Raw genomic sequence first — 18,114 nt, forward strand, 5'->3', positions numbered from 1 at the left:
GATCCGGTCAGCGGCAGACGCGGACGCGGCGGTCGTGGCGGATCACGGTGCGGCAGCGATCGTGACGGTTGCGCTCGAAGCGGCGGCCGCGATCGTGGCGCATGCCGTGCGGACCGCGATGGTCGCGATGCTCGTAGCGGCCGCGATCGCGGTCGTGGTCGCGGCGCTGCGCATCGGCGGTGCCGACCGTGCCCAGCGTGGCGGCGATCATGCCGATGGCGCCCAGGATCGTGCTGATGTTCATGGATATCTCTCCGCACCCGGAAATGGGCTGGTGGTCAGCATTACGCCACCGACACGACATCGTTCCTGAACGGGGCAACGGGGCGGTTTCGGCGCGACCTGCGGTCGGTGCCGGCGTGCCGGCGCCTATAATGAAAGCGTTCTGCCATCAGGAGCCCGACCGTTGCACGTCGATCAGATCATCGAGCAAGCCCAGGAGTTCGTCGCCTATCATGCTGATACCGACGTCACCCTCGACTATTCCGCAGCGAGTATCGCGCAGGTCGACGCGCTGCTCGACGATCTCCATCACAGGCAGGTCGATCCGGCGGACGTGGGGGATCTGGTGGTCGGTGCGGCGAGCTATGTCGGCGAGGTGATCCGGCGGACACTTGGCGGGACGTGGGCTGCCGCCGACGAAGACGGCGCGGACAGCGGCGCCGCGATCTTCAATCCCCGGATGATCGTGGCGGGATCATCGCTGTGGCCGGCCAGTAAGGTCTGCAAGCGCATCCTCGATGGCGCAAACGACTCGCTGGTCCTTTATTACGAAACCACGGCCACGATCGCTGCGGCAATGCGCGCGATCGCGCAGGAGCAGGAACAGTCGGCCTGAGCGGTTGCGGAAGCCGCGGGTCCTATCGCGGCGTCAGCTGGACCAGCGCCGCCCCCGCCCCGTCGCGCAGCACCCAGAGCGTGCCGTTCGGCCCCTCCTCGATCTCGCGGATGCGGTTGCCGAGGCCGATGCGCGCGACCTCGCTGACGGTGCTGCCCGACACGCGGACGCGGACGATGCCCTGTTGCGCCAGCCCGGCGAGCAGGAAGTCGCCGGTCCAGCCGGCGAAGGCGGTGCCGCGATACTGGATCATCCCGCCCGGCGCGATCACCGGCGTCCAGCTGACCAGGGGCGGCGTATAAGCGGGATTGGTGGCGTGGCGCGGGATCGGCGTGCCGTCGTAATTGTCGCCCTCCGACACCCGCGGCCAGCCGTAATTCTTGCCCGCCTCGATCAGGTTGAACTCGTCGCCGCCCGCCGGCCCCATCTCGGATTCGAACAGGCGGCCGTCGCTGGCGAAGACCAGGCCATAGGGATTGCGATGGCCGAGCGACCAGATTTCCGCACGCGCGCCGGCGGTCGCGGCGAAGGGATTGCCCGATGCGGCGCTGCCGTCGAGATTGATCCGCACGATCTTGCCGAGCGTCCCCGACAGGTCCTGCGCCGGCGTGCCCTGCTGCCGCTCGCCGCTGGTGACGAACAGCGTCCGGCCGTCGGGCGCGAAGGCGAGCCGCGCGCCCAATTGCCCGCCGGTGGTCGCCGGCGTCGCGCGCCAGATCACCGCGAGGTCGGTCAGCCGCGGCGTGGTGGCGAGGTCGAGCGTCGCGCGTGCGACGGCGAGCTGTTGGCCGCCGGTGGCGGGTTCGGCATAACTGATCCAGATCCGCGCATTGGTCGCGAAACCGGGGTCGAGCACGACGTCCTGCAGCCCGAGCTGGCCCGAGAAGGTGACGCGCGGAACGCCGGCGACCTGCGTCTTGCCGCCCGTCTGCGTGACGAGTTGGAGCTGCCCCGATTTCTCGGTCACCAGCATCCGCCCGTCGGGCAGGAACACCATCGCCCAGGGATTGTCGAAGCTGGCGACGACGCGCTGGTCGACCGCGGCCACCGCCGGGGTCGGGGTCGGCGTCGCGGTCGGGGTCGGCGTTGGGGCCGGCGCCGGTGTCGGTGTCGGCGCGGGGCTGCCGATCGGGGCGGCGTCGCTGCCGCCGTCGCCATCGCCGCATGCGGCCAGCGCCATCGCCAGCGCGATCGAGACATACAGGCCTGGCCGCATCACATCATGCTCCCCGTTGCGGCCCCGAACCGAGGCCCTCCCGCTGCGCCCTGCGCATAAGGTTTTCGGCTAAACGTATGACAAACAGGGAAGATGCCGCGTAAAGAGGGTGAACGGCCGCTACACTATCCTGAATGGAGGTCCGTCCGCCGCCAGTCGTGCCACGCTCGTTGCCGCAATAACCCAGGATGTTGATCGCCGGCTACGATCACGATATCTCGGGTCAGGGCGACTGTCCTATCTCCAAAACGGTCCTATCGAAAGCTCCCGTCACGATGCCGTCGTTCGACCTTGCCCGCGAGGCCCTGGCGTTCCTCGAACGCCATCGGCTGGACCCGAGCCCGGCCCATCAGGATCTCGCCAGCCGCTATGTCGCCAACCCGCATTCGGCGCTGGCGCGCGACATCGACGACCATACCGACGGCGGGCTGCGGCTGACCGCGGACACCGCGACGATGCTGATCGACCTTTATTGCCGTGACGGGCCGCCGGAGGTCACGTGGCGCGAGCGCAACGTCGCGATGCAGGCGGACGAACTGGGATCGCTCGCCGCGGATGCGCACGACCTCACCCGCACGCTCGGCGCGGACATCGGCGCGGCGGGGGGCCGCGTGCCGGTCGACCAGGATGCGATCGTCGCGCGGCTGGCGCAGGCCGAGCGCGAGCTTGCCGACCTGCGCGGCGAACTCGCCCGGCTGCGCGACGCGATCACCGGTGGCGCGCCGCGCGTCGCCGCGCACGAGCGCGACGGGCTGACCGCGGCGCTCGACCAGGCCGGCGGGGAGCGGCTGTTCCGCGAAGTCGCGCTGTCGGGCCGGTCGTATGTGATGATCCTGTTCGGGATCGACGGGCTGGTCCGGATCAACGCGCGTTATGGCCGGTCGGTCGGCAACAACGTGCTCAGCGCCTTTGCCGCGACGCTGCGCGAGAGCTTTCCGGACGAGGAATTGATCCGGTGGAGCGGCAACGAGTTCATCGTCGTGCTGCGCGACGTCGCGCTGACGATGGCGCGCGCGCTGGCGGAGGAGGCGCTCGATGCGTTCCACGCGCGACGGCTGAAGCTGCGCGGCAGCGGCGACGTGATCGGGCCGCTCACCGCCTCGGCCGGTATCGTCGTCGGCAAGGGCGACGAGACGACCGCCTCGATCGAACAGGCGCGCGCCAATCTCGCCGCGGGGACGGCCGCGGGCGGGCGCGACGTCTACGGCACGGTCTGAAGGGGCGCGTTTCTGCGGGCGCGTCGATCCCGCTATAATGGACGGGTGACGATGGGGTGACGGTCCATGAAGCTAGCCAGGTCCACGCTGACGGCGATCGCCCCGGTCCAGCATGATCGCGTCGCGCCGGTCGCGCCCCCGATTGCTCCCTTGGTCGACGCCACGGCCGCCGGGCAGGCCGACGGCAAGGTGGAGGCCGCCGGGCAGGCCGACGGCAAGGCGCAGGCCGCGAGCGAGGCGCTGGCGACGCTGGAGGCGGTCCGCCGCAGCGGCAGCGATGGCGGCAAGGCGCGCGCGGCCGCCAGGATCGCCGAGCTGAAGACGCGGCTGCACCTGCTCAAACTCCTCTATGCCGCCGATGCCGGGAAGCTCGCCCAGGCCGCGGTGCAGATCGCGCGCGAACTGGCCGAGGCGGTGCAGGACTATGTCGGCGCCGGCGGTACCGCCTTCGCGTTGCAGGGCACCGACGTCACCATCGTCGGCGGGGCCAATCTGACGCCGACCCCCGCGCCCGCCGAGGACGTGCCGGTGCAAGACCCCGCCGGCGCCGGCCGGAGCGACGCGACGGCGACGCCCGCCGCGGGCAGCGAGGCGAAGACCCGGAGCGAGGCCGGCCGTCGCGACGCCGCGGCGCATCCGGACGATGGCGCCGAGGACGTCGCCTTCGCCAATGCGGCACGCGCGCTCGCCAACGAATTGCGCGCGATCCTGCGCCACGCCGAGCGGCAGCATGGCGCGGACGATCACGATGCCGCCAGGGGCAGGCTCAACGACATCGACCGCGCGATGGCGGCGATGACGCAGATGCCCGCCGCCTATGACGCCGCGATCGCGCGGCTCGCCTCGGTCGCTTCGGGCGCCGCGACGATCTTCGCCCGCGACTGACCGCGCCCGCGCGGGGGGTGCGTCGGCGTCGGATCACCGCCGGCAGAGGCGGGTGGCGACGGCGTCCAGCGCACGATCGTAGGAGGCGCGCTCTGCTGCGCTCAAGCTGCCGTGGCGCACGCGCTCGACACGCTGCCACAGCGTATCGGCCTGCAGGATGTCGGCGCGCAACGCGATATGCGCCTGCCCCGGTCCCCGGTCGACCCCCAGGCGCGCCGGCGAGCACATGCTGCGCACGCAGGTCGCAACCGGGATAATCGCGCGCCGGCATCTGCGCGCCCGCGCCAGTCGCGGCGAGGGCCAAAGCGGCGTCATCGTCCGCTCCATCGGATCATGCTCCCGCGCTGATACGCCGCGCGACCTGAATGCCCGCTGCGCGATGCAGTTATCCCCCTCGACAAGCCGGCCGGGTCCGATCACTCTTCAACGGAAAATGGGGGGAGCTTATGATTTCGATCCGGCGATCATTGGTGGTTGCGACCATAATCGGTGCGGTTGCTTTGACGGCAGCGGCATTGCCGCGGCCGGATCTCAGACTGTCGGTTGCCTATCATCCCGGTACGAAGCTCGCCACGGCGACCGATTACGATGGCAACCGCCATCGTCTGCAAGTCCGCTGCGTGACGAGCAGCACCGGCAATTGCCGCTTCGCGGTGGAAAACGCAGGCCGACGCAAGATCGTGATCCTGAAGCCGGGGCACGCCGCGACATTGGCGGACATCCCGGAAGACGGACGGATGTGTTCGAGCGCCGTCGAACTCACGTCGACGTCGTGTACGTGGCATCCGATCCTCGACCTGAAGGATCAGGTCTGAGCTGACGGGTCGGGGCGGATCGAGTGCAGGTCCGCCGATCGGGCAGACCGGCGTCGTTTCTACCCTGCCGCCTGCGTCTCGTCGCGGCGCAGGGTCAGCACCTCGACGCCGTCGTGGGTGACCGCGACGGTGTGCTCGAATTGCGCGGAGAGCTTGCCGTCGTCGGTCACCACCGTCCAGCCGTCTTCGCGGGTCGAGACCTTGCGGCTGCCCTGGTTGACCATCGGCTCGATCGTGAAGGTCATGCCCTCGCGCAGCCGTACGCCCGCGCCGCGCCGGCCGAAATTGAGCACCTGCGGTTCCTCGTGCATGTCGCGGCCGATGCCGTGGCCGCAGAACTCGCGTACCACCGAATAGCCGTTCTGGCGGGCGTGGCGTTCGATCGCGAAACCGATGTCGCCGAGATGCGCGCCGGGGCGGACCTGGCGGATCCCCTCCCACATCGCCTCCTGCGCGACGCGGACCAGCCGCTTCGCCGCGGCGGGGGCGTCGCCGACCAGATAGGTCTTGCTGGAATCGGCGATGAAGCCGTTCTTCTCCAGCGTGATGTCGAGGTTGATGATGTCGCCGTCGCGGACGATCTCGTCGGCGTCGGGGACGCCGTGGCAGACGACCTGGTTGATCGAGCAATTGAGCACGAAGCGAAAGCCGTATTGGCCCTTGCTCGCCGGCCGCGCGGCGAGATCGACGGTGATGAAGCGTTCGACCATGTCGTTGATCTGCAAGGTCGACATGCCGGCGAGATCCTGCGCGTCGAGCATCTCGAAGACCGAGGCGAGCAGCCGGCCGGCAATGCGCATCAGCGCCAGTTCGTCGGGGGTCTTGACCATCAGGCGGCGGCCGGCTCGCGCACCGACAGATGCGTGGCGACGATATCGTTGAACGACAATGTCGGATTGGCTTCGGCGAGCATGCCGATCTTCATCCAGAATTCGGCCTGCGCATTGATCGAGCGGCACATCATCGTACTGGCGCGGCGTGCCTGCGCGTGCAGATCGTCGTCGATCTTGACGATACCCATCTTTCCTACGTCCTCCAGGCTATACGGTTCGTATATGGACCGTATAGCGACCGGTCAATGCCGCTTGGCGCGTAACGGATGGTGGCGAACCGAAATGGTCATGATCTGAGTTGAAAGTTGATCGATTTTAGGTAATTATCCTGTCGCGTCGTGATGCGGTAGGTCTTGTCTCGACAAGTTCTTTGATGATTACATGCTTACGATGGTGTTAAGCATGACGAAGCTATCATCGATATGTCACGCAATCACTTACAATCATTGGCTAAGTTCGTTGGCAGAAGGCGGGTATATTACCTAGGCGCCGCTCAGCCCTAACCCGGGCCAATGGATACGAACGATGACCGACAGTTTCGAAGCTTTGTCCCTGATGGAACGTGCCCTGATGATCATGGATCGGATGGGGCTGGCGTTGCCGGCTGCTCATTTGAGCATGTCGATTGCCACGCTGGAGGAAAGCTTCGGGCTCGTGGATGAGGGCGTCGCGGTCCATTGAGGAGCGATTCCGGACGAACACGACGGGGGCCGTGTTCGTCCGGCGTCGTTCCCGGCCAATAGGATTAATAATCCGGATCAGGACAGGAACGGGCGAGTTGATCGACGGTTGTCGGCGGTGACGTAACAGAAAGAACGCCATGCCGACGGTCGCCCGTGATGATCTGATCATCGATTATCGCGAATTGGGCGGACCCGATGCGCCCGCGATCTTGCTGATACATGGCTGGCCCGACGATGCATCTACCTGGGACGCGGTCGCGCCGGCGCTGGCCGAGGCGGGGTTCCGGGTGATCGTGCCGAACCTGCGCGGCTTCGGCGCCACGCGGTTCGCCGATGCCGCGGCGCCGCGCACCGGCAACAGCGCGATGCTGGCGATCGACGCGATCGCGCTGATGGACGCGCTCGGCATCGAACGCGTCATGGTTGCCGGCCACGATTGGGGATCGAACACCGCCGAGGCGCTCGCGGTCGGCTGGCCCGAACGGATCGTGCGGCTGGCGATGCTGTCGACCCCGCCGCGGCTCGGCGGCATGCCGACCCCGCCGTTCGCACAGGCGCAGCGGCAATGGTATCACTGGTTCATGGCGACCGCGCGCGGCGCGCAGGCGGTGCGCGACGACCGCCACGGCTTCGCGCACATCCATTGGGTCAATTGGTCGCCGCCCGGCTGGTTCGACGAGGCGACCTTCGCGCGTGTCGCGCGATCGTTCGACAATCCCGACTGGGTCGACGTCACGCTGCACAGCTATCGCGCGCGCTGGGACGAGGCCGAGCCCGATCCGCGCAGCCGGTGGCTCGAGGACAAGGTCAAGGCGACGCCCACGCTGTCGCTGCCCGCGATCTACATCCAGGGCGACGCCGACGGGATCAACCCGCCGAGTGCGTCGAGGCACGTCCCCGCCAAATTCACCGGTCCGTTCGCGAAGGTCCATCTCGCCGGCGTCGGCCATTTCCCGCAGCGCGAGAATCCCGATGCGGTCGCGCGCCACCTGCTCACCCTGTTCGCCGGCGACCCCGCCGCGCTTGCCGATACCGTCGACCGGAGCCTGCCCATGAAGAAAATCGCCCCCATTGCCGCCGGGATCGCCGCGATCGGCCTCGTCGCCGCGGCGGCCGTCGGCGTCGCCCAGGCGCAGGGGCGCGACAGCCGCCTGACCCAGGTCGCGCAATTCGACCATCAGGCGACCGGCGTCGCGGTGACCGCCGACGGCCGCCGCTTCGTCAACTTCCCGCGCTGGACCGACGATGCGCCGATCTCGGTCGCCGAGGTGATGAAGGACGGGTCGCTGCGCCCCTATCCCGACGCCAAGTGGAACAGCTGGCGCAACGCGCGCGCCAACGAGCTGCCGGTCGGCGATTATTTCGTCTGCGTCCAGTCGATCGTCCCCGACGGCCACGGCAATCTCTGGGTGCTCGACCCCGGCGCGCCGGGCAACGAGAAGATCCTCGAGGGTGCGCCCAAGCTCGTCCGCATCGATCTCGCCGGCAATCGCCTCACCAAGGTGATCGCGGTGCCCGGCGACGTCGCGCTGCAGGGCACCTATCTCAACGACATCCGCTTCTCGCCCGACGGCAAGACCGGCTACATCACCGATTCCGGCACGCGCGGCGCGATCATCGTCGTCGATCTGGAGAGCGGCAAGAGCTTCCGTGCGCTCGACGGCCACGCCTCGACGCAGATCGACAAGACGGTCAAGGTGGCGATCGACGGCAAGCCACTGGTCCGTCCCGACGGCCGCCAGCCGGCGTTCGCGTCGGACGGCATCGCCATCTCCAAGGACGGCAAGACGCTTTACTATCAGGCGCTGACCGGCAAAACGCTCTACGCGATCGACACCGCCAAATTGCGCCCCGAGGTCAGCGAGGCCGATCGCGCGGCCGCGGTGACCACCGTCGCGCAGACGCATGTCGCCGACGGCCTGTGGATGAGCCGGGCGGGCGTGCTCTACCTCACCTCGCCGACCGATTATGCGATCAAGCGGCTCAACGGGTCGACCGTCGAGACGGTGCTGACCGACCGCCGGCTGCGCTGGCCCGACACCTTCTCGGAAGGGCGCGACGGCACGATGTACGTCACCGCCAGCCATATCCAGGACACCAATTGGTTCACGCCGGGCGCGCCCGCGTCGATCAAGACCGAGCTGTTCTCCTTCCCGCCCGTCAAGTGATCCGGAGGCAATCATGACCTATCTGCGCTACGCCCCCGGGATCGAGACGCCCGAGCCCGACGAACAGAAGACGATCGACGGCATCATCGCCGGCATGACCAAGGAGAGCCAGACGGTTGAAAAGCGCGAGGGCCATGCCGTCCGCGCCAGCCACGCCAAAAGCACCTCCTGCGTGATCGGCGAACTCACCGTCGCCGACGACCTGCCGCCCGAACTGGCGCAAGGCCTGTTCGCGCGGGGCGGCACGTTCCAGGTCGCGGTGCGCTTCGCACAAGGGCCGGGCGAGCGGCTCGGCGACCGCGTCTCGACGCATCGCGGCATGGCGATCAAGGTGTTCGGCGTCGAGGGCGAGAAACTGCCCGGCCATGACGCGCCGACGCAGGATTTCGTGCTGGCGAGCGGCACCACCTTCCCCGCCGGCACCGCCGCGGGCTTCCTGTCGCAGGCCGGCAAGATCGGCGCGGCAACGCCGCTGCCCGAGAGCGTGAAGAGCGTCGCCTCGTCGCTCGCGCGCAACATCAACAAGGTGCTCAACGCGGTCACCGGCGGGCCGAGCCCGACGCTCGATTTCTACGGCCATCCGTTCAGCCACCCGCTGGACGATTATTATTTCAGCCAATGCCCGATCCGCTTCGGCGATTACGTCGCCAAGCTCGGCGCCTTCCCCGTCGCACCCGAGCAGCGGGCGCTCGACGACTGGCAGCTCGATCCGCATGCCGACGAGGACGGCTTCCGCCACGCCGCGGTCGACTATTTCGATGTGCACGATGCCGTGTTCGAGCTGCGCGCGCAGCTATGGACGAATGCCGAGACGCAGCCGATCGAGGACACGTCGGTGGAATGGCCGGTCGAGGACAGCGCCTATGTTACCGTCGCGACGATCCGGTTGCCGCGTCAGGCCGCTTATGGTCCCGAGCGCGTCCAGTATTTCGACGAAGTGATGACCTTCCGCCCGGCGCACAGCCTCGCGGTGCATCGCCCGCTCGGCGGGGTGATGCGCGCGCGGCTGCAGGTCTACAAGGCACTCAGCGACTTCCGCCATCGCGAGAACGGCATCCCGGCCGCCGACACCGCGACGATCGAGGCGATACCGGCCTAGCCGTGCGCGCCCGTCACCGTCCGCCGGCGTCGCGCGGTGACGGGCGTAGCTGGATCAGACCTTCGCGCAGCGCCATCGCGTAGAGCAGGCTGGTTTCCTTGATGACGCGCTCGCGCAGCCGGTCCAGCATGCCGCCGGCATCGTGGCGGAACGCCGGCCAGTCCGCGGGCCGGTCGGGGCGCGCCCAGACGGCGAGGAAGTCGGCCCAGTCCGCCTTGAGCATCTCGAACTCGACGATCAGCCCGCCGGCATCGGCGGGATCGGTCGAGCGCGCCAGATCGGGGTAGATGAAGCTGTCTTCCTTGGCGAGATGCGCGAGGATCGCGGCGGAGAGCTGCGCGAGCAGCCGGTCGGCCTCGGCGAAGCGCTCGTCGGGACCTTGCGTGAGCTGGTCGAGCTGGCGGGTGAGCCGGTCGATCCGGTCGTGATCGTCGATCAGCTCCTGATACGCCAATGTCGCGGCGCCCCTGCCCGTGCCGGCCGTGAGCGGCGCCTGATCGTGCGGCGGCATCGATCAGCGGCCCGGCTCGTGCGCGGCGAGCCGCGCTGCGCCGGGACCCCGGCCGTCGGCGATGTTCGCGCTGCCGTCCCGTTCCGCCATGCTGACTCCCCCTGGTCGTCGCTGCGCACATCGCCCGCGCGGCGATGCTAGCGCGCGCCCGCCGCGGGGTTGGCAACATGCGTTTAGAACACGGCGGAATTGTCGTTTATCAGGCAGTTCTGCTGCGGCGGTGGAGATAGCCGTCGTCGAAGCCGGCGATGCGGACCAGCTTGGCGGGGTCGCTGACCTCCAGGCTGCCGCGATGCAGCGTCATCGCGCCGGCGACGCGCAGCTCCTTGAGCACGCGGTTGATGTGCACGCTGGTCATGCCGAGCGCATCGGCGAGCAGCACCTGCGACAGTGGCAGCGACAGGGATTCCTCGCCGGCGATCTGGATATCGCGCGCGCGCAGGTACAATTCGCACATCAGATGCGCGACGCGTTCGATGCTGGTGCGGCGGCCCATGCTGGTGATCCAGGCGCGCATCGTGCCTTCGTCGACGAGCTGCGCGATATACATCGCGCGCGCCACCGCCGGCCGCCGCGCCATCAGCTCGTCCATGTCGACCCGGTCGATCATCACCACCCGCGCCGGCGTGATCGTCTGGATGCTGTGATCCATCTCGGCGAGCAGGCCGATGTGGAGATCGCAGGCGTCGCCCGGCATCAGGAACGCCAGCACCTGCCGCGTGCCGCTCGGCAGCACCTTGTAGCGGCACGCCCAGCCTTCCATCATCACGAACACCGGGCCGGGCCGGTCGCCCTCGCGGATGAGGTCGTGGCGCGTCTTGACGAGCCGCGGGCGGCCGGTGAGCGCGAGCAGACCGGCGATATCCTCTTCGTCGAGCGGCGAATAACCGCACAGTTTTTCGACGAAGTGATTGGTCATGGTGCTTCATCACACATGAACCCAGGATGTAATATTGCTCAAGGTTATGTACAAAAATTATATACAAATATTGATGCAGGCATGAGGCCGGGGTCGCAATTCCCTGCTAGATATGCCCTCGTCGGCCATATCCCAGGCTCCGCCGGCTGCGAGACGCAGGAGACGCTCGCGCCTGACCGGAAGGGATAACGCGCATCATGATCGACGACAATCGCGACCCCGACCCCGACCCCGACCCGAACGCGCAGCCGACGACCGACGCGCATGGCGAAGCGGCGATGCTGCTGGTCGAGAGCCTGATCCACGGCCTCGTCGCGCGATCCGTACTCAGCGTCGACGAGGCGATCGCGCTGGTCGCGGTGGCGATCGACGCACGGGCCGAGATCGTCGCCGACCGTGGCGAGGCCGACGCGGCGCAGGACCGTGCGCTCGCCCTTCTGTCGGGGATCGGCGCCAGCCTCGCCTACGACGCGGGCAGATGAGTTAGGCCGGTGCGACCTGCAGCGTCTTTAAGAATTCCTCCCCCGCCAGGGGGAGGTGGCGCGGCGAAGCCGTGACGGAGGGGGAGGACACGGAACCGAGGTCGTCGCTTACCGCCCCCTCCGTCATGCCTGCGGCATGCCACCTCCCCCTGGCGGGGGAGGATTTGAAGGAATGTCGATCCGGTTAGGCCGGCGCGAGCCGTACGCAATTGCGGCCGGCCGCCTTGGCGGCATAGAGCATCGTGTCGGCGCGGTGCAGCCAGGCCGGGAAGGAGGCGATGTCCGGGGCGAGCGCGGCGACGCCGAAGCTCGCGCTGACCGGCAGCACGCGCCCGTCGGTGAGCGGGATCGGGTGATCGGCGATCGCGCGGCGCAGCCGTTCGGCGACGACCATCGCCTCGTCGCCGTTGGTCTCGGGGAGCAGCAAAGCGAATTCCTCGCCGCCCAGCCGGCCGAACACGTCGCTCGGGCGCAGCGTCACGCTGGCGACCTGCGCGACCTGTTGCAGCACCTGGTCGCCGACCGGGTGACCGTAGGTGTCGTTGACCGCCTTGAAATGGTCGAGGTCGAGCATCACCAACGTGCTCGATCGCCCGTAGCGGCACGACCGCGCGATCTCGCGCTCCGCCTGTTCGACGAAGCCGCGGCGGGTCAGCGCGCCGGTGAGGTGATCGACCTGCGCGATCATCCGCAGTTCCAGCTCGTCGGCGACGATATTGGCGAAATTGGCGAGGATCGCGATCTCCGCCACGGTGAAATGGCGGACGACGGTGTCCATCGCGCACAGCGCGCCGACGTTATAGCCTTCGGGGGTGCGCAGCGGGATGCCGGCATAACTGCGGATATAAGGCGCGCCGACGACCAGCGGGCTGGCGGCGAAACGCGGATCGGCCTGCGCGTCGGCGATGATCAGCGGCTCGCGCTGCTGGATCGTGTGGGTGCAGAAGGAGATCGCGCGCGGCGTCTGCCGGCAGTTCATGCCGCGCTCCGCCTTGAACCATTGCCGGTCGCGGTCGACCAGCGTCACCGTCGCGATCGGCACCGCCAGCACGGTGCGGACCAGAGTCACGATCTTCTCGAACGGCGTCTCCGCCGCGCTGTCGAGCACGTCGAGTCGGCGCAACGCGGCGACGCGCGCATCCTCGTCGTGCAACCGGGCGTCATCCATGCAACTGCCCCTTCAGCATCTCGCGCAACGCCGCGGTGAGTTCGTCGGCATAGCTGTCGACCAACGTGCGGACGCTGGCCGCGACCATATCCTCGGCGATCCCCGCGGCGCGCAGGCTGGCGATCAGCGCGGCGAGATGCGCCTGATGCCGCGCGACGCTCGCCGCCAGCTCGGGCGGGATCGTCAGCGGCGTCGCCCCCGGCGACATCGGCCGCAGCTCCTCCATATCGCGCTCTCTCCTGTGCGGCCCGTCGTTGCGCTCACGCTAGGCTGCAAAGGTTAACGTGCGGAAAAAGCATAGTATTGGAAGGTGGCGGACGAAAAGGCCGGCTGCCCCTGCACGAGGGGCAGCCGGAGGAGTCCATCAAAGGATAGCCAGGCACAGGGTAAAGAGGCACTGGCGGACGGACGCTAGCAGCCCGCCGCCAAGTGTGCCACCAATATAATACACTAAGGCGCCTGATGCGGTGAGAAGGTCGCCGACAGGCCGTGGTACAATTTCTCGTGGCATACCGCCTGGCTCGCCCAGTCGGCGAGGAAGGCCGCGGCGAACATCGGCAGCATCAGCCCGCGGCTCGCGGTCGTCTCCGACAGGATGATCACCGCGGTCAGCGGCGCGCGCACCACGCCGGTGAAATAGGCGACCATGCCCAGGATCACCACCGCGCCGGTGGGATCGGCGGGAAACAGCGCGTGAAGCAAATTGCCGACGCCCGCGCCGACCGCGAGGCTCGGCGCGAAGATGCCGCCGGGCAGCCCCGCCACCGCGGTGGCGAGCGTCGCGACGAACTTGGCCGGGCCGAACCACAAGGGCGCATCGACCCCGCCGATCATCCCGCGCGCGGCGGCGTAACCGGTGCCCCAGGTCAAGCCGGTGGCGACGCCCAGCCCGGCGACGACCAGCCCGCACAGGCCGGCGAACAGCAGCGGCCGCGCCTTGCTCCACCGCGTCAGTCGGCTGCCGCCGCGCGCCAGCGCCAGCATCGCGCGCGCGAACAGCCCGCCCGCCAGCCCGCCGGCCAGGCCCGCCACCGGCACCACGACCAGCGCCGCGGTCAGCGGCATATGCGCGCCGATCTCGCCGAAATAGACGTAATTGCCGGTCAGGCTCTGCGCGACCATGCCGGCGATGACGATCGACGACAGCACCATCAGCGTCATCCGCTGCTCGTAGGCGGCGGCCAGTTCCTCGATCGCGAACAGCACGCCGGCGAGCGGCGTGTTGAACGCCGCGGCGACGCCCGCCGCGCCGCCCGCGATGACCACCGTGCCCTTCATCGTCACGCGCATCAGCCGGTGGCTGACCCCCATCACCGCCGCGGCGATCTGCACCGTCGGCCCCTCGCGCCCGACGCTGCCGCCGCACAGGATCGCGCCCATCGTCAGCAGCGCCTTGCCCGCCACCGTCTTCACCGCGATCAGATTGCCGGTCGCCGCGGCGGGGTCCGCGCGCGCCGCCATCACCTGCGGGATGCCCGATCCGCGCGCCAGCGGCACGTAGCGGCGGGTGAGCCAGACCAAAGCCATGAACCCCAGCGGCGTGGTCAGCAGCGGCAGCCACGGCAGCCGCCGCACATAATGGTCGAACAGCACAGCGGTCGCGTCGGAGGCTTCGGCGAACAGCACCGCGACGATGCCGATCGCCACCGCGCCGGTGATCACCGCGATCCGCTGGCGGAAGCGGACCGAGGTCGGCCCGCGCGACCGCAGCAGCGCGCGGAACCGCGCCGGCGTCCAGCGGCGGCCACGGCGGGGACGTGTCGGTGCATCGGGCATGCCGCCTCTTAACCCCCCGGCGCGGCGATCGTCACCCGCCTTATGCCCGGATCGCCGCGGGTTACGGCTGCAACCAGGTCAGCGCGTCGAATTCGCGCGCGAAATGGACCCGCGCCGCGCGCGCATAGACGCGCTGGCCGCCGGTGCCGTTGGTCAGCACCACCAGCCCCGCGCCGCGGTCGAGATCGAGGACGAACAGGTTGGCGACGCCGTCGTTGCTGCCCCAATGCCAGGCGAAACGCCGCCCGCCCGACCGTTCCAGCCCCCAGCCCAGCCCCCAGGACAGGTCGCCCGCCACCGTCACCGCCGGCGCGTCCATCGCCGGATAGGCCCGCGCGAAGTGCAGGAAGCGCGCATAATCGCCCGCGGTCGTCCACAGCCCCGCCGCCATATTGGGGGTCATGAAGATCGGCAGCGGCGGCTTGCCGAGCGCCGCGGCCGCCGCGATCTGGTCGCTGCGCGTCCACGTCTCGACCGGGCGGCGCGGCCCGGCGGCCCGCTGCGCCTCGAAATGCGCCGGCCCGGCGTCGGGCAGCAAATCCCCGTCGGCATCGTGCGCCCAGGCGACCGCCGGCGTCCGTTCCGCCGTCCAGCCGTAGCCGCTGCGCGTCATCCCGGCCGGGACGAGCACGCGCGCGCGCACCACCTCCGCCGCGGTGCGCCCGGTCACCGCCTCGACCAGCCGGCCGAGCAGCACGAACCCCTCCCCCGAATAGCGGAAGGCCGATCCCGGCGCGAAGCGGCTGACGAGGTCGCTGCCCGCATCAGTGCGCCAGTTCGGCAGGCCGCTGGCATGCGACAGCAGATGGCGCGGGGTGATCGCGCGGGTCGCGGCATCGCGGGTGAAGTCGATATGGCGCGCGACGGGTTCGTCGAGATCGATCCTGCCCTCACGCACGAGATCGTGGACCGCGGCGGCCAGCACCGGCTTCGACAGCGATGCCGCCTCGAACAACGTGTCGGGGGTCGCGGGGGTGCCCGCGCGGGCGTCGCCCTCGGCCTGTGCGGTCACGCTCGCGCCGTCGAACAGCGCCCAGCTCGCCCCCGGCACCGATGCGAGCGCCAGCCACGGCCGCAACCGGAAGGAGGGGGACGGCGCGCGCCCGATCGCGCCGGTGCCGCTCGCCATTGCCCCCGCGGTTGCGCCGATCAGGAGCGTTCGTCGTGTCGTCGTCATCGTCATGCGCCCGCCATAGCGCATCCGCGGGCGTGTGTTACATGAATAATACGGGCGTCGCGCGGCATCGCACTATTGTTGCCGGCCGCGACCCCATTAACGCTATCTTAAATCCATAACGGACATATGCGTGAAGAAGCGGTTCCTTGTTTCTTTGTTTCGCGATTCACGTCTTCGAATATGCCGTCATGATAATGTGACGCAATACCGGCGGTCCGCCGATCCGCGGCACCGCCCGACCTGCCTGCCCCGCCATGACCTGGCGAGGCTGTTTCCGTTGTGCCGGCAATGCGCGGTGGCCGCCTCGTCAGCGGCGACCCGCGCGATGCATCCCGCCGGTCTTTCTTCCGACGTTTTCCTCCTCATCAAAGGCATTCGGTCATGCGACCTTATCTATCGCTGAAGGACTCGGCCCATATCCAGATCGCGGTCGCGGAAGTGCGCCGGCTGCGCGGCGCCTTCGCCGAAGGTCGCCTGACCGAACGCGGCGATACGACGGCCGCGAGCGGCGGGGTGCGCGACTTGCTGCACGAGATCAACGCGATGCTCGATGCGGCGACGACGCCGGTCGGGGCCTTCAGAGACGCCGTCGCGACGATGTCCGCCGAGCATGAGCGCGGCGACATCGACGTCGTGCTGCCCGCCGCACAGTTCGTCGGCGACCTGCGCATCGCCGCGCAGGACGTCAATTACATGGTCGCCAGCCATGTGGCCGCCAAGAAGAAGGCGATGGCCTGTGTCGCCGCATTCGCCGACGGCGATTTCGAGGCGCCGCTCGAACCCTTCCCCGGCAAGAAGGCGTTCCTCAACGACACGGTCGAGCGGTTGCGCGGCAACCTCAAGGGGCTGATCGCCGAGATGAACCGGATGTCGGCCGAGCACGACAGGGGCGACATCGACGTGTTCGTGCCGGTCGACGCCTTCCGCGGCGACTTCGCGACCATGGCGGCGGGGATCAACACGATGGTCGCCGGCCATATCGCGGTGAAGAAGCAGGCGATGGCCTGTATCGACCAATTCGGTCAGGGCCATTTCGACGCGCCGCTCGACGCCTTTCCCGGCAAGAAGGCGTTCATCAACGACACGATCGAATTGCTGCGCACCAATTTGCGCGCGATCATCGCCGAGATCCAGCGGCTGATCCTCGCCTCGACCGCGGGCCGGTTGCGCGAGCGCGGCGACGCCGCGCGCTTCAAGGGCGATTTCGCCGGGCTGATCGAGGGCGTCAACGGCATGCTCGATGCGATCCTGCTGCCGATCGGCGAGGGCAATCGCGTGCTCGATCTGGTCAGCACCGGCTCGCTGCTCGAACGCGTCGAGATCGACTGCGACGGCGATCACCAGCGGATGAAGGAGGCGATCAACACGCTGATCGATTCGCTCGGCAGCTTCGCCGGCAACGTCTCGGGCGCGGCGGATCAGGTCGCCAGCGGCAGCCAGCAGCTTTCGGCGAGCGCCGAGCAGATGAGCCAGGGCGCGACCGAACAGGCCGCCGCGGCCGAGGAGGCCTCGGCGTCGATGGAGCAGATGGCGGCCAACATCAAACAGACCGCCGACAATGCCGCGCAGACCGAGAAGATCGCCCGCCAATCGTCGACCGAGGCGGAGCGCAGCGGCGTCGCGGTCGATCGCGCCGTCCGCGCGATGCGCACGATCGCCGAGAAGATCGGCTTCGTGCAGGAGATCGCGCGGCAGACCGACCTGCTGGCGCTCAACGCCGCGGTCGAGGCGGCGCGCGCCGGCGATCACGGCAAGGGCTTCGCCGTGGTGGCGGCGGAGGTGCGCAAGCTCGCCGAACGCAGCCAGACCGCCGCGGCGGAGATCAGCGCGATGTCGTCGGACACCGTCGGCGCCGCGACCGACGCGGGCGAGATGCTCACCCGGCTGGTGCCCGAGATCCGCCGCACCGCCGAACTCGTCGCCGAGATCAGCGCGGCGTGCCGCGAACAGGATATCGGCGCGTCGCAGATCAACCAGGCGATCCAGCAACTCGACCAGGTGACGCAGCAGAACGCCTCCGCCTCCGAACAGATCTCCTCGACCGCGGGCGCGCTCGCCGATCAGGCGGAGGAATTGCAGCACAGCATCGCCTTCTTCCGCCTGCCCGAGGATGCGGTGCTCCCCGCCCGCGCGCTCGCGCGCCGGCCGGCGCCCGCGCCGGTGAAGCGCCCCGCGATCAAGGGCACCAAGACCGCGCGGCTGCTGGCGCCGCGCCCCGGCACGCGCATCGACCCGTCGTCGCGCCTGCGCGGCTTCACTCTGGACCTCGCCACCGGCGGTCCCGACGCCGAGGATGCGGAGTTCGGCCGCGTGGGATGATGCGTGCC

Annotated in this window: 20 protein-coding genes; 9 read left to right on the forward strand and 11 right to left on the reverse strand. The window is 68.9% G+C overall.

What is annotated here, in order from left to right:
* Positions 1-7 precede the first annotated feature (7 nt).
* On the reverse strand, positions 8-244 hold the full coding sequence (locus tag SFC76_RS16630; protein WP_322850524.1) for a hypothetical protein: 237 nt from the start codon (positions 242-244) through the stop codon (positions 8-10).
* Between the two features lie 162 nt (positions 245-406).
* Between SFC76_RS16630 and SFC76_RS16635 the strand changes: the two genes are divergently transcribed.
* On the forward strand, positions 407-838 hold the full coding sequence (locus SFC76_RS16635) for a hypothetical protein (RefSeq protein ID WP_322850525.1): 432 nt from the start codon (positions 407-409) through the stop codon (positions 836-838).
* 22 nt (positions 839-860) lie between these two features.
* Here the strand turns inward: SFC76_RS16635 and SFC76_RS16640 are convergent, their stop codons facing one another.
* Positions 861-2,054 carry a PQQ-dependent sugar dehydrogenase gene (locus SFC76_RS16640; RefSeq protein WP_322850526.1) on the reverse strand — a complete coding sequence of 398 codons (1,194 nt, stop codon included), beginning with the start codon at positions 2,052-2,054 and terminating at the stop codon, positions 861-863.
* A 275-nt stretch (positions 2,055-2,329) separates the two neighbouring features.
* Between SFC76_RS16640 and SFC76_RS16645 the strand changes: the two genes are divergently transcribed.
* On the forward strand, positions 2,330-3,271 hold the full coding sequence (locus tag SFC76_RS16645) for a diguanylate cyclase domain-containing protein (RefSeq protein WP_322850527.1): 942 nt from the start codon (positions 2,330-2,332) through the stop codon (positions 3,269-3,271).
* Between the two features lie 66 nt (positions 3,272-3,337).
* Positions 3,338-4,156 (forward strand): hypothetical protein, encoded by an 819-nt coding sequence (locus SFC76_RS16650; protein WP_322850528.1) that lies wholly within the window; start codon positions 3,338-3,340, stop codon positions 4,154-4,156.
* 33 nt (positions 4,157-4,189) lie between these two features.
* Here SFC76_RS16650 and SFC76_RS16655 read toward each other — a convergent pair whose 3' ends face one another.
* Positions 4,190-4,384 (reverse strand): hypothetical protein, encoded by a 195-nt coding sequence (locus SFC76_RS16655; protein WP_322850529.1) that lies wholly within the window; start codon positions 4,382-4,384, stop codon positions 4,190-4,192.
* A 218-nt stretch (positions 4,385-4,602) separates the two neighbouring features.
* Here SFC76_RS16655 and SFC76_RS16660 point away from each other — a divergent pair, with 218 nt between their 5' ends.
* Positions 4,603-4,971 (forward strand): hypothetical protein, encoded by a 369-nt coding sequence (locus SFC76_RS16660; protein ID WP_322850530.1) that lies wholly within the window; start codon positions 4,603-4,605, stop codon positions 4,969-4,971.
* A 59-nt stretch (positions 4,972-5,030) separates the two neighbouring features.
* On the opposite strand, the gene map is transcribed toward SFC76_RS16660, so the two are convergent.
* Together map and SFC76_RS16670 are read right to left on the reverse strand one after the other, a co-directional pair.
* Entirely contained in the window at positions 5,031-5,801 is a 771-nt protein-coding gene (gene map / locus SFC76_RS16665) for a type I methionyl aminopeptidase (RefSeq protein WP_322850531.1), read from the reverse strand.
* Positions 5,801-5,992: a ParD-like family protein gene (locus SFC76_RS16670; RefSeq protein WP_322850532.1), complete on the reverse strand. Its 192-nt coding sequence runs from the start codon at positions 5,990-5,992 to the stop codon at positions 5,801-5,803. Before SFC76_RS16670 ends, map begins: the two co-directional genes overlap by 1 nt.
* A 337-nt stretch (positions 5,993-6,329) precedes the next feature.
* Here SFC76_RS16670 and SFC76_RS16675 point away from each other — a divergent pair, with 337 nt between their 5' ends.
* The 3 genes from SFC76_RS16675 to SFC76_RS16685 all read left to right on the forward strand — a co-directional run bounded on the left by SFC76_RS16675 (position 6,330) and on the right by SFC76_RS16685 (position 9,754).
* A complete protein-coding gene (locus tag SFC76_RS16675; protein WP_171009366.1) occupies positions 6,330-6,485 on the forward strand; it encodes a hypothetical protein in 156 nt (51 codons plus the stop codon).
* Between the two features lie 139 nt (positions 6,486-6,624).
* The gene (locus SFC76_RS16680) at positions 6,625-8,655 is read left to right on the forward strand and encodes an alpha/beta fold hydrolase (RefSeq protein WP_322850533.1); all 2,031 of its coding nucleotides are present in this window, start codon (positions 6,625-6,627) and stop codon (positions 8,653-8,655) included.
* A 13-nt stretch (positions 8,656-8,668) separates the two neighbouring features.
* Positions 8,669-9,754 carry a catalase family protein gene (locus SFC76_RS16685; RefSeq protein ID WP_322850534.1) on the forward strand — a complete coding sequence of 362 codons (1,086 nt, stop codon included), beginning with the start codon at positions 8,669-8,671 and terminating at the stop codon, positions 9,752-9,754.
* A 13-nt stretch (positions 9,755-9,767) separates the two neighbouring features.
* Here the strand turns inward: SFC76_RS16685 and SFC76_RS16690 are convergent, their stop codons facing one another.
* Both SFC76_RS16690 and SFC76_RS16695 read right to left on the reverse strand, forming a co-directional pair.
* Positions 9,768-10,265 (reverse strand): hemerythrin domain-containing protein, encoded by a 498-nt coding sequence (locus SFC76_RS16690; RefSeq protein ID WP_322850535.1) that lies wholly within the window; start codon positions 10,263-10,265, stop codon positions 9,768-9,770.
* Between the two features lie 199 nt (positions 10,266-10,464).
* Entirely contained in the window at positions 10,465-11,184 is a 720-nt protein-coding gene (locus SFC76_RS16695; protein ID WP_322850536.1) for a Crp/Fnr family transcriptional regulator, read from the reverse strand.
* A gap of 197 nt (positions 11,185-11,381) precedes the next feature.
* Between SFC76_RS16695 and SFC76_RS16700 the strand changes: the two genes are divergently transcribed.
* Complete coding sequence (locus SFC76_RS16700) at positions 11,382-11,666, forward strand: hypothetical protein (RefSeq protein ID WP_322850537.1); 285 nt, start codon at positions 11,382-11,384, stop codon at positions 11,664-11,666.
* A gap of 184 nt (positions 11,667-11,850) precedes the next feature.
* On the opposite strand, the gene SFC76_RS16705 is transcribed toward SFC76_RS16700, so the two are convergent.
* From SFC76_RS16705 to SFC76_RS16720, 4 genes are all read right to left on the reverse strand, one after another.
* Positions 11,851-12,834, reverse strand: a complete 984-nt coding sequence (locus tag SFC76_RS16705; protein ID WP_322850538.1) for a sensor domain-containing diguanylate cyclase — start codon at positions 12,832-12,834, stop codon at positions 11,851-11,853.
* A complete protein-coding gene (locus SFC76_RS16710; RefSeq protein WP_322850539.1) occupies positions 12,827-13,060 on the reverse strand; it encodes a hypothetical protein in 234 nt (77 codons plus the stop codon). Before SFC76_RS16710 ends, SFC76_RS16705 begins: the two co-directional genes overlap by 8 nt.
* Positions 13,061-13,284: 224 nt before the next feature.
* Positions 13,285-14,610, reverse strand: a complete 1,326-nt coding sequence (locus SFC76_RS16715; protein WP_322850540.1) for a chloride channel protein — start codon at positions 14,608-14,610, stop codon at positions 13,285-13,287.
* Positions 14,611-14,671: 61 nt separating this feature from the next.
* Positions 14,672-15,793: a serine hydrolase domain-containing protein gene (locus SFC76_RS16720; protein WP_322850541.1), complete on the reverse strand. Its 1,122-nt coding sequence runs from the start codon at positions 15,791-15,793 to the stop codon at positions 14,672-14,674.
* A 375-nt stretch (positions 15,794-16,168) separates the two neighbouring features.
* On the opposite strand from SFC76_RS16720, the gene SFC76_RS16725 reads away from it, so the two are divergent.
* Positions 16,169-18,106, forward strand: coding sequence for a methyl-accepting chemotaxis protein (locus SFC76_RS16725; protein WP_322850542.1), 1,938 nt, complete (start codon positions 16,169-16,171; stop codon positions 18,104-18,106).
* Positions 18,107-18,114: the final 8 nt, after the last annotated feature.

This window comes from Sphingomonas sp. CD22, assembly GCF_034556155.1.
In the GTDB taxonomy this organism is placed as follows: domain Bacteria; phylum Pseudomonadota; class Alphaproteobacteria; order Sphingomonadales; family Sphingomonadaceae; genus Sphingomonas.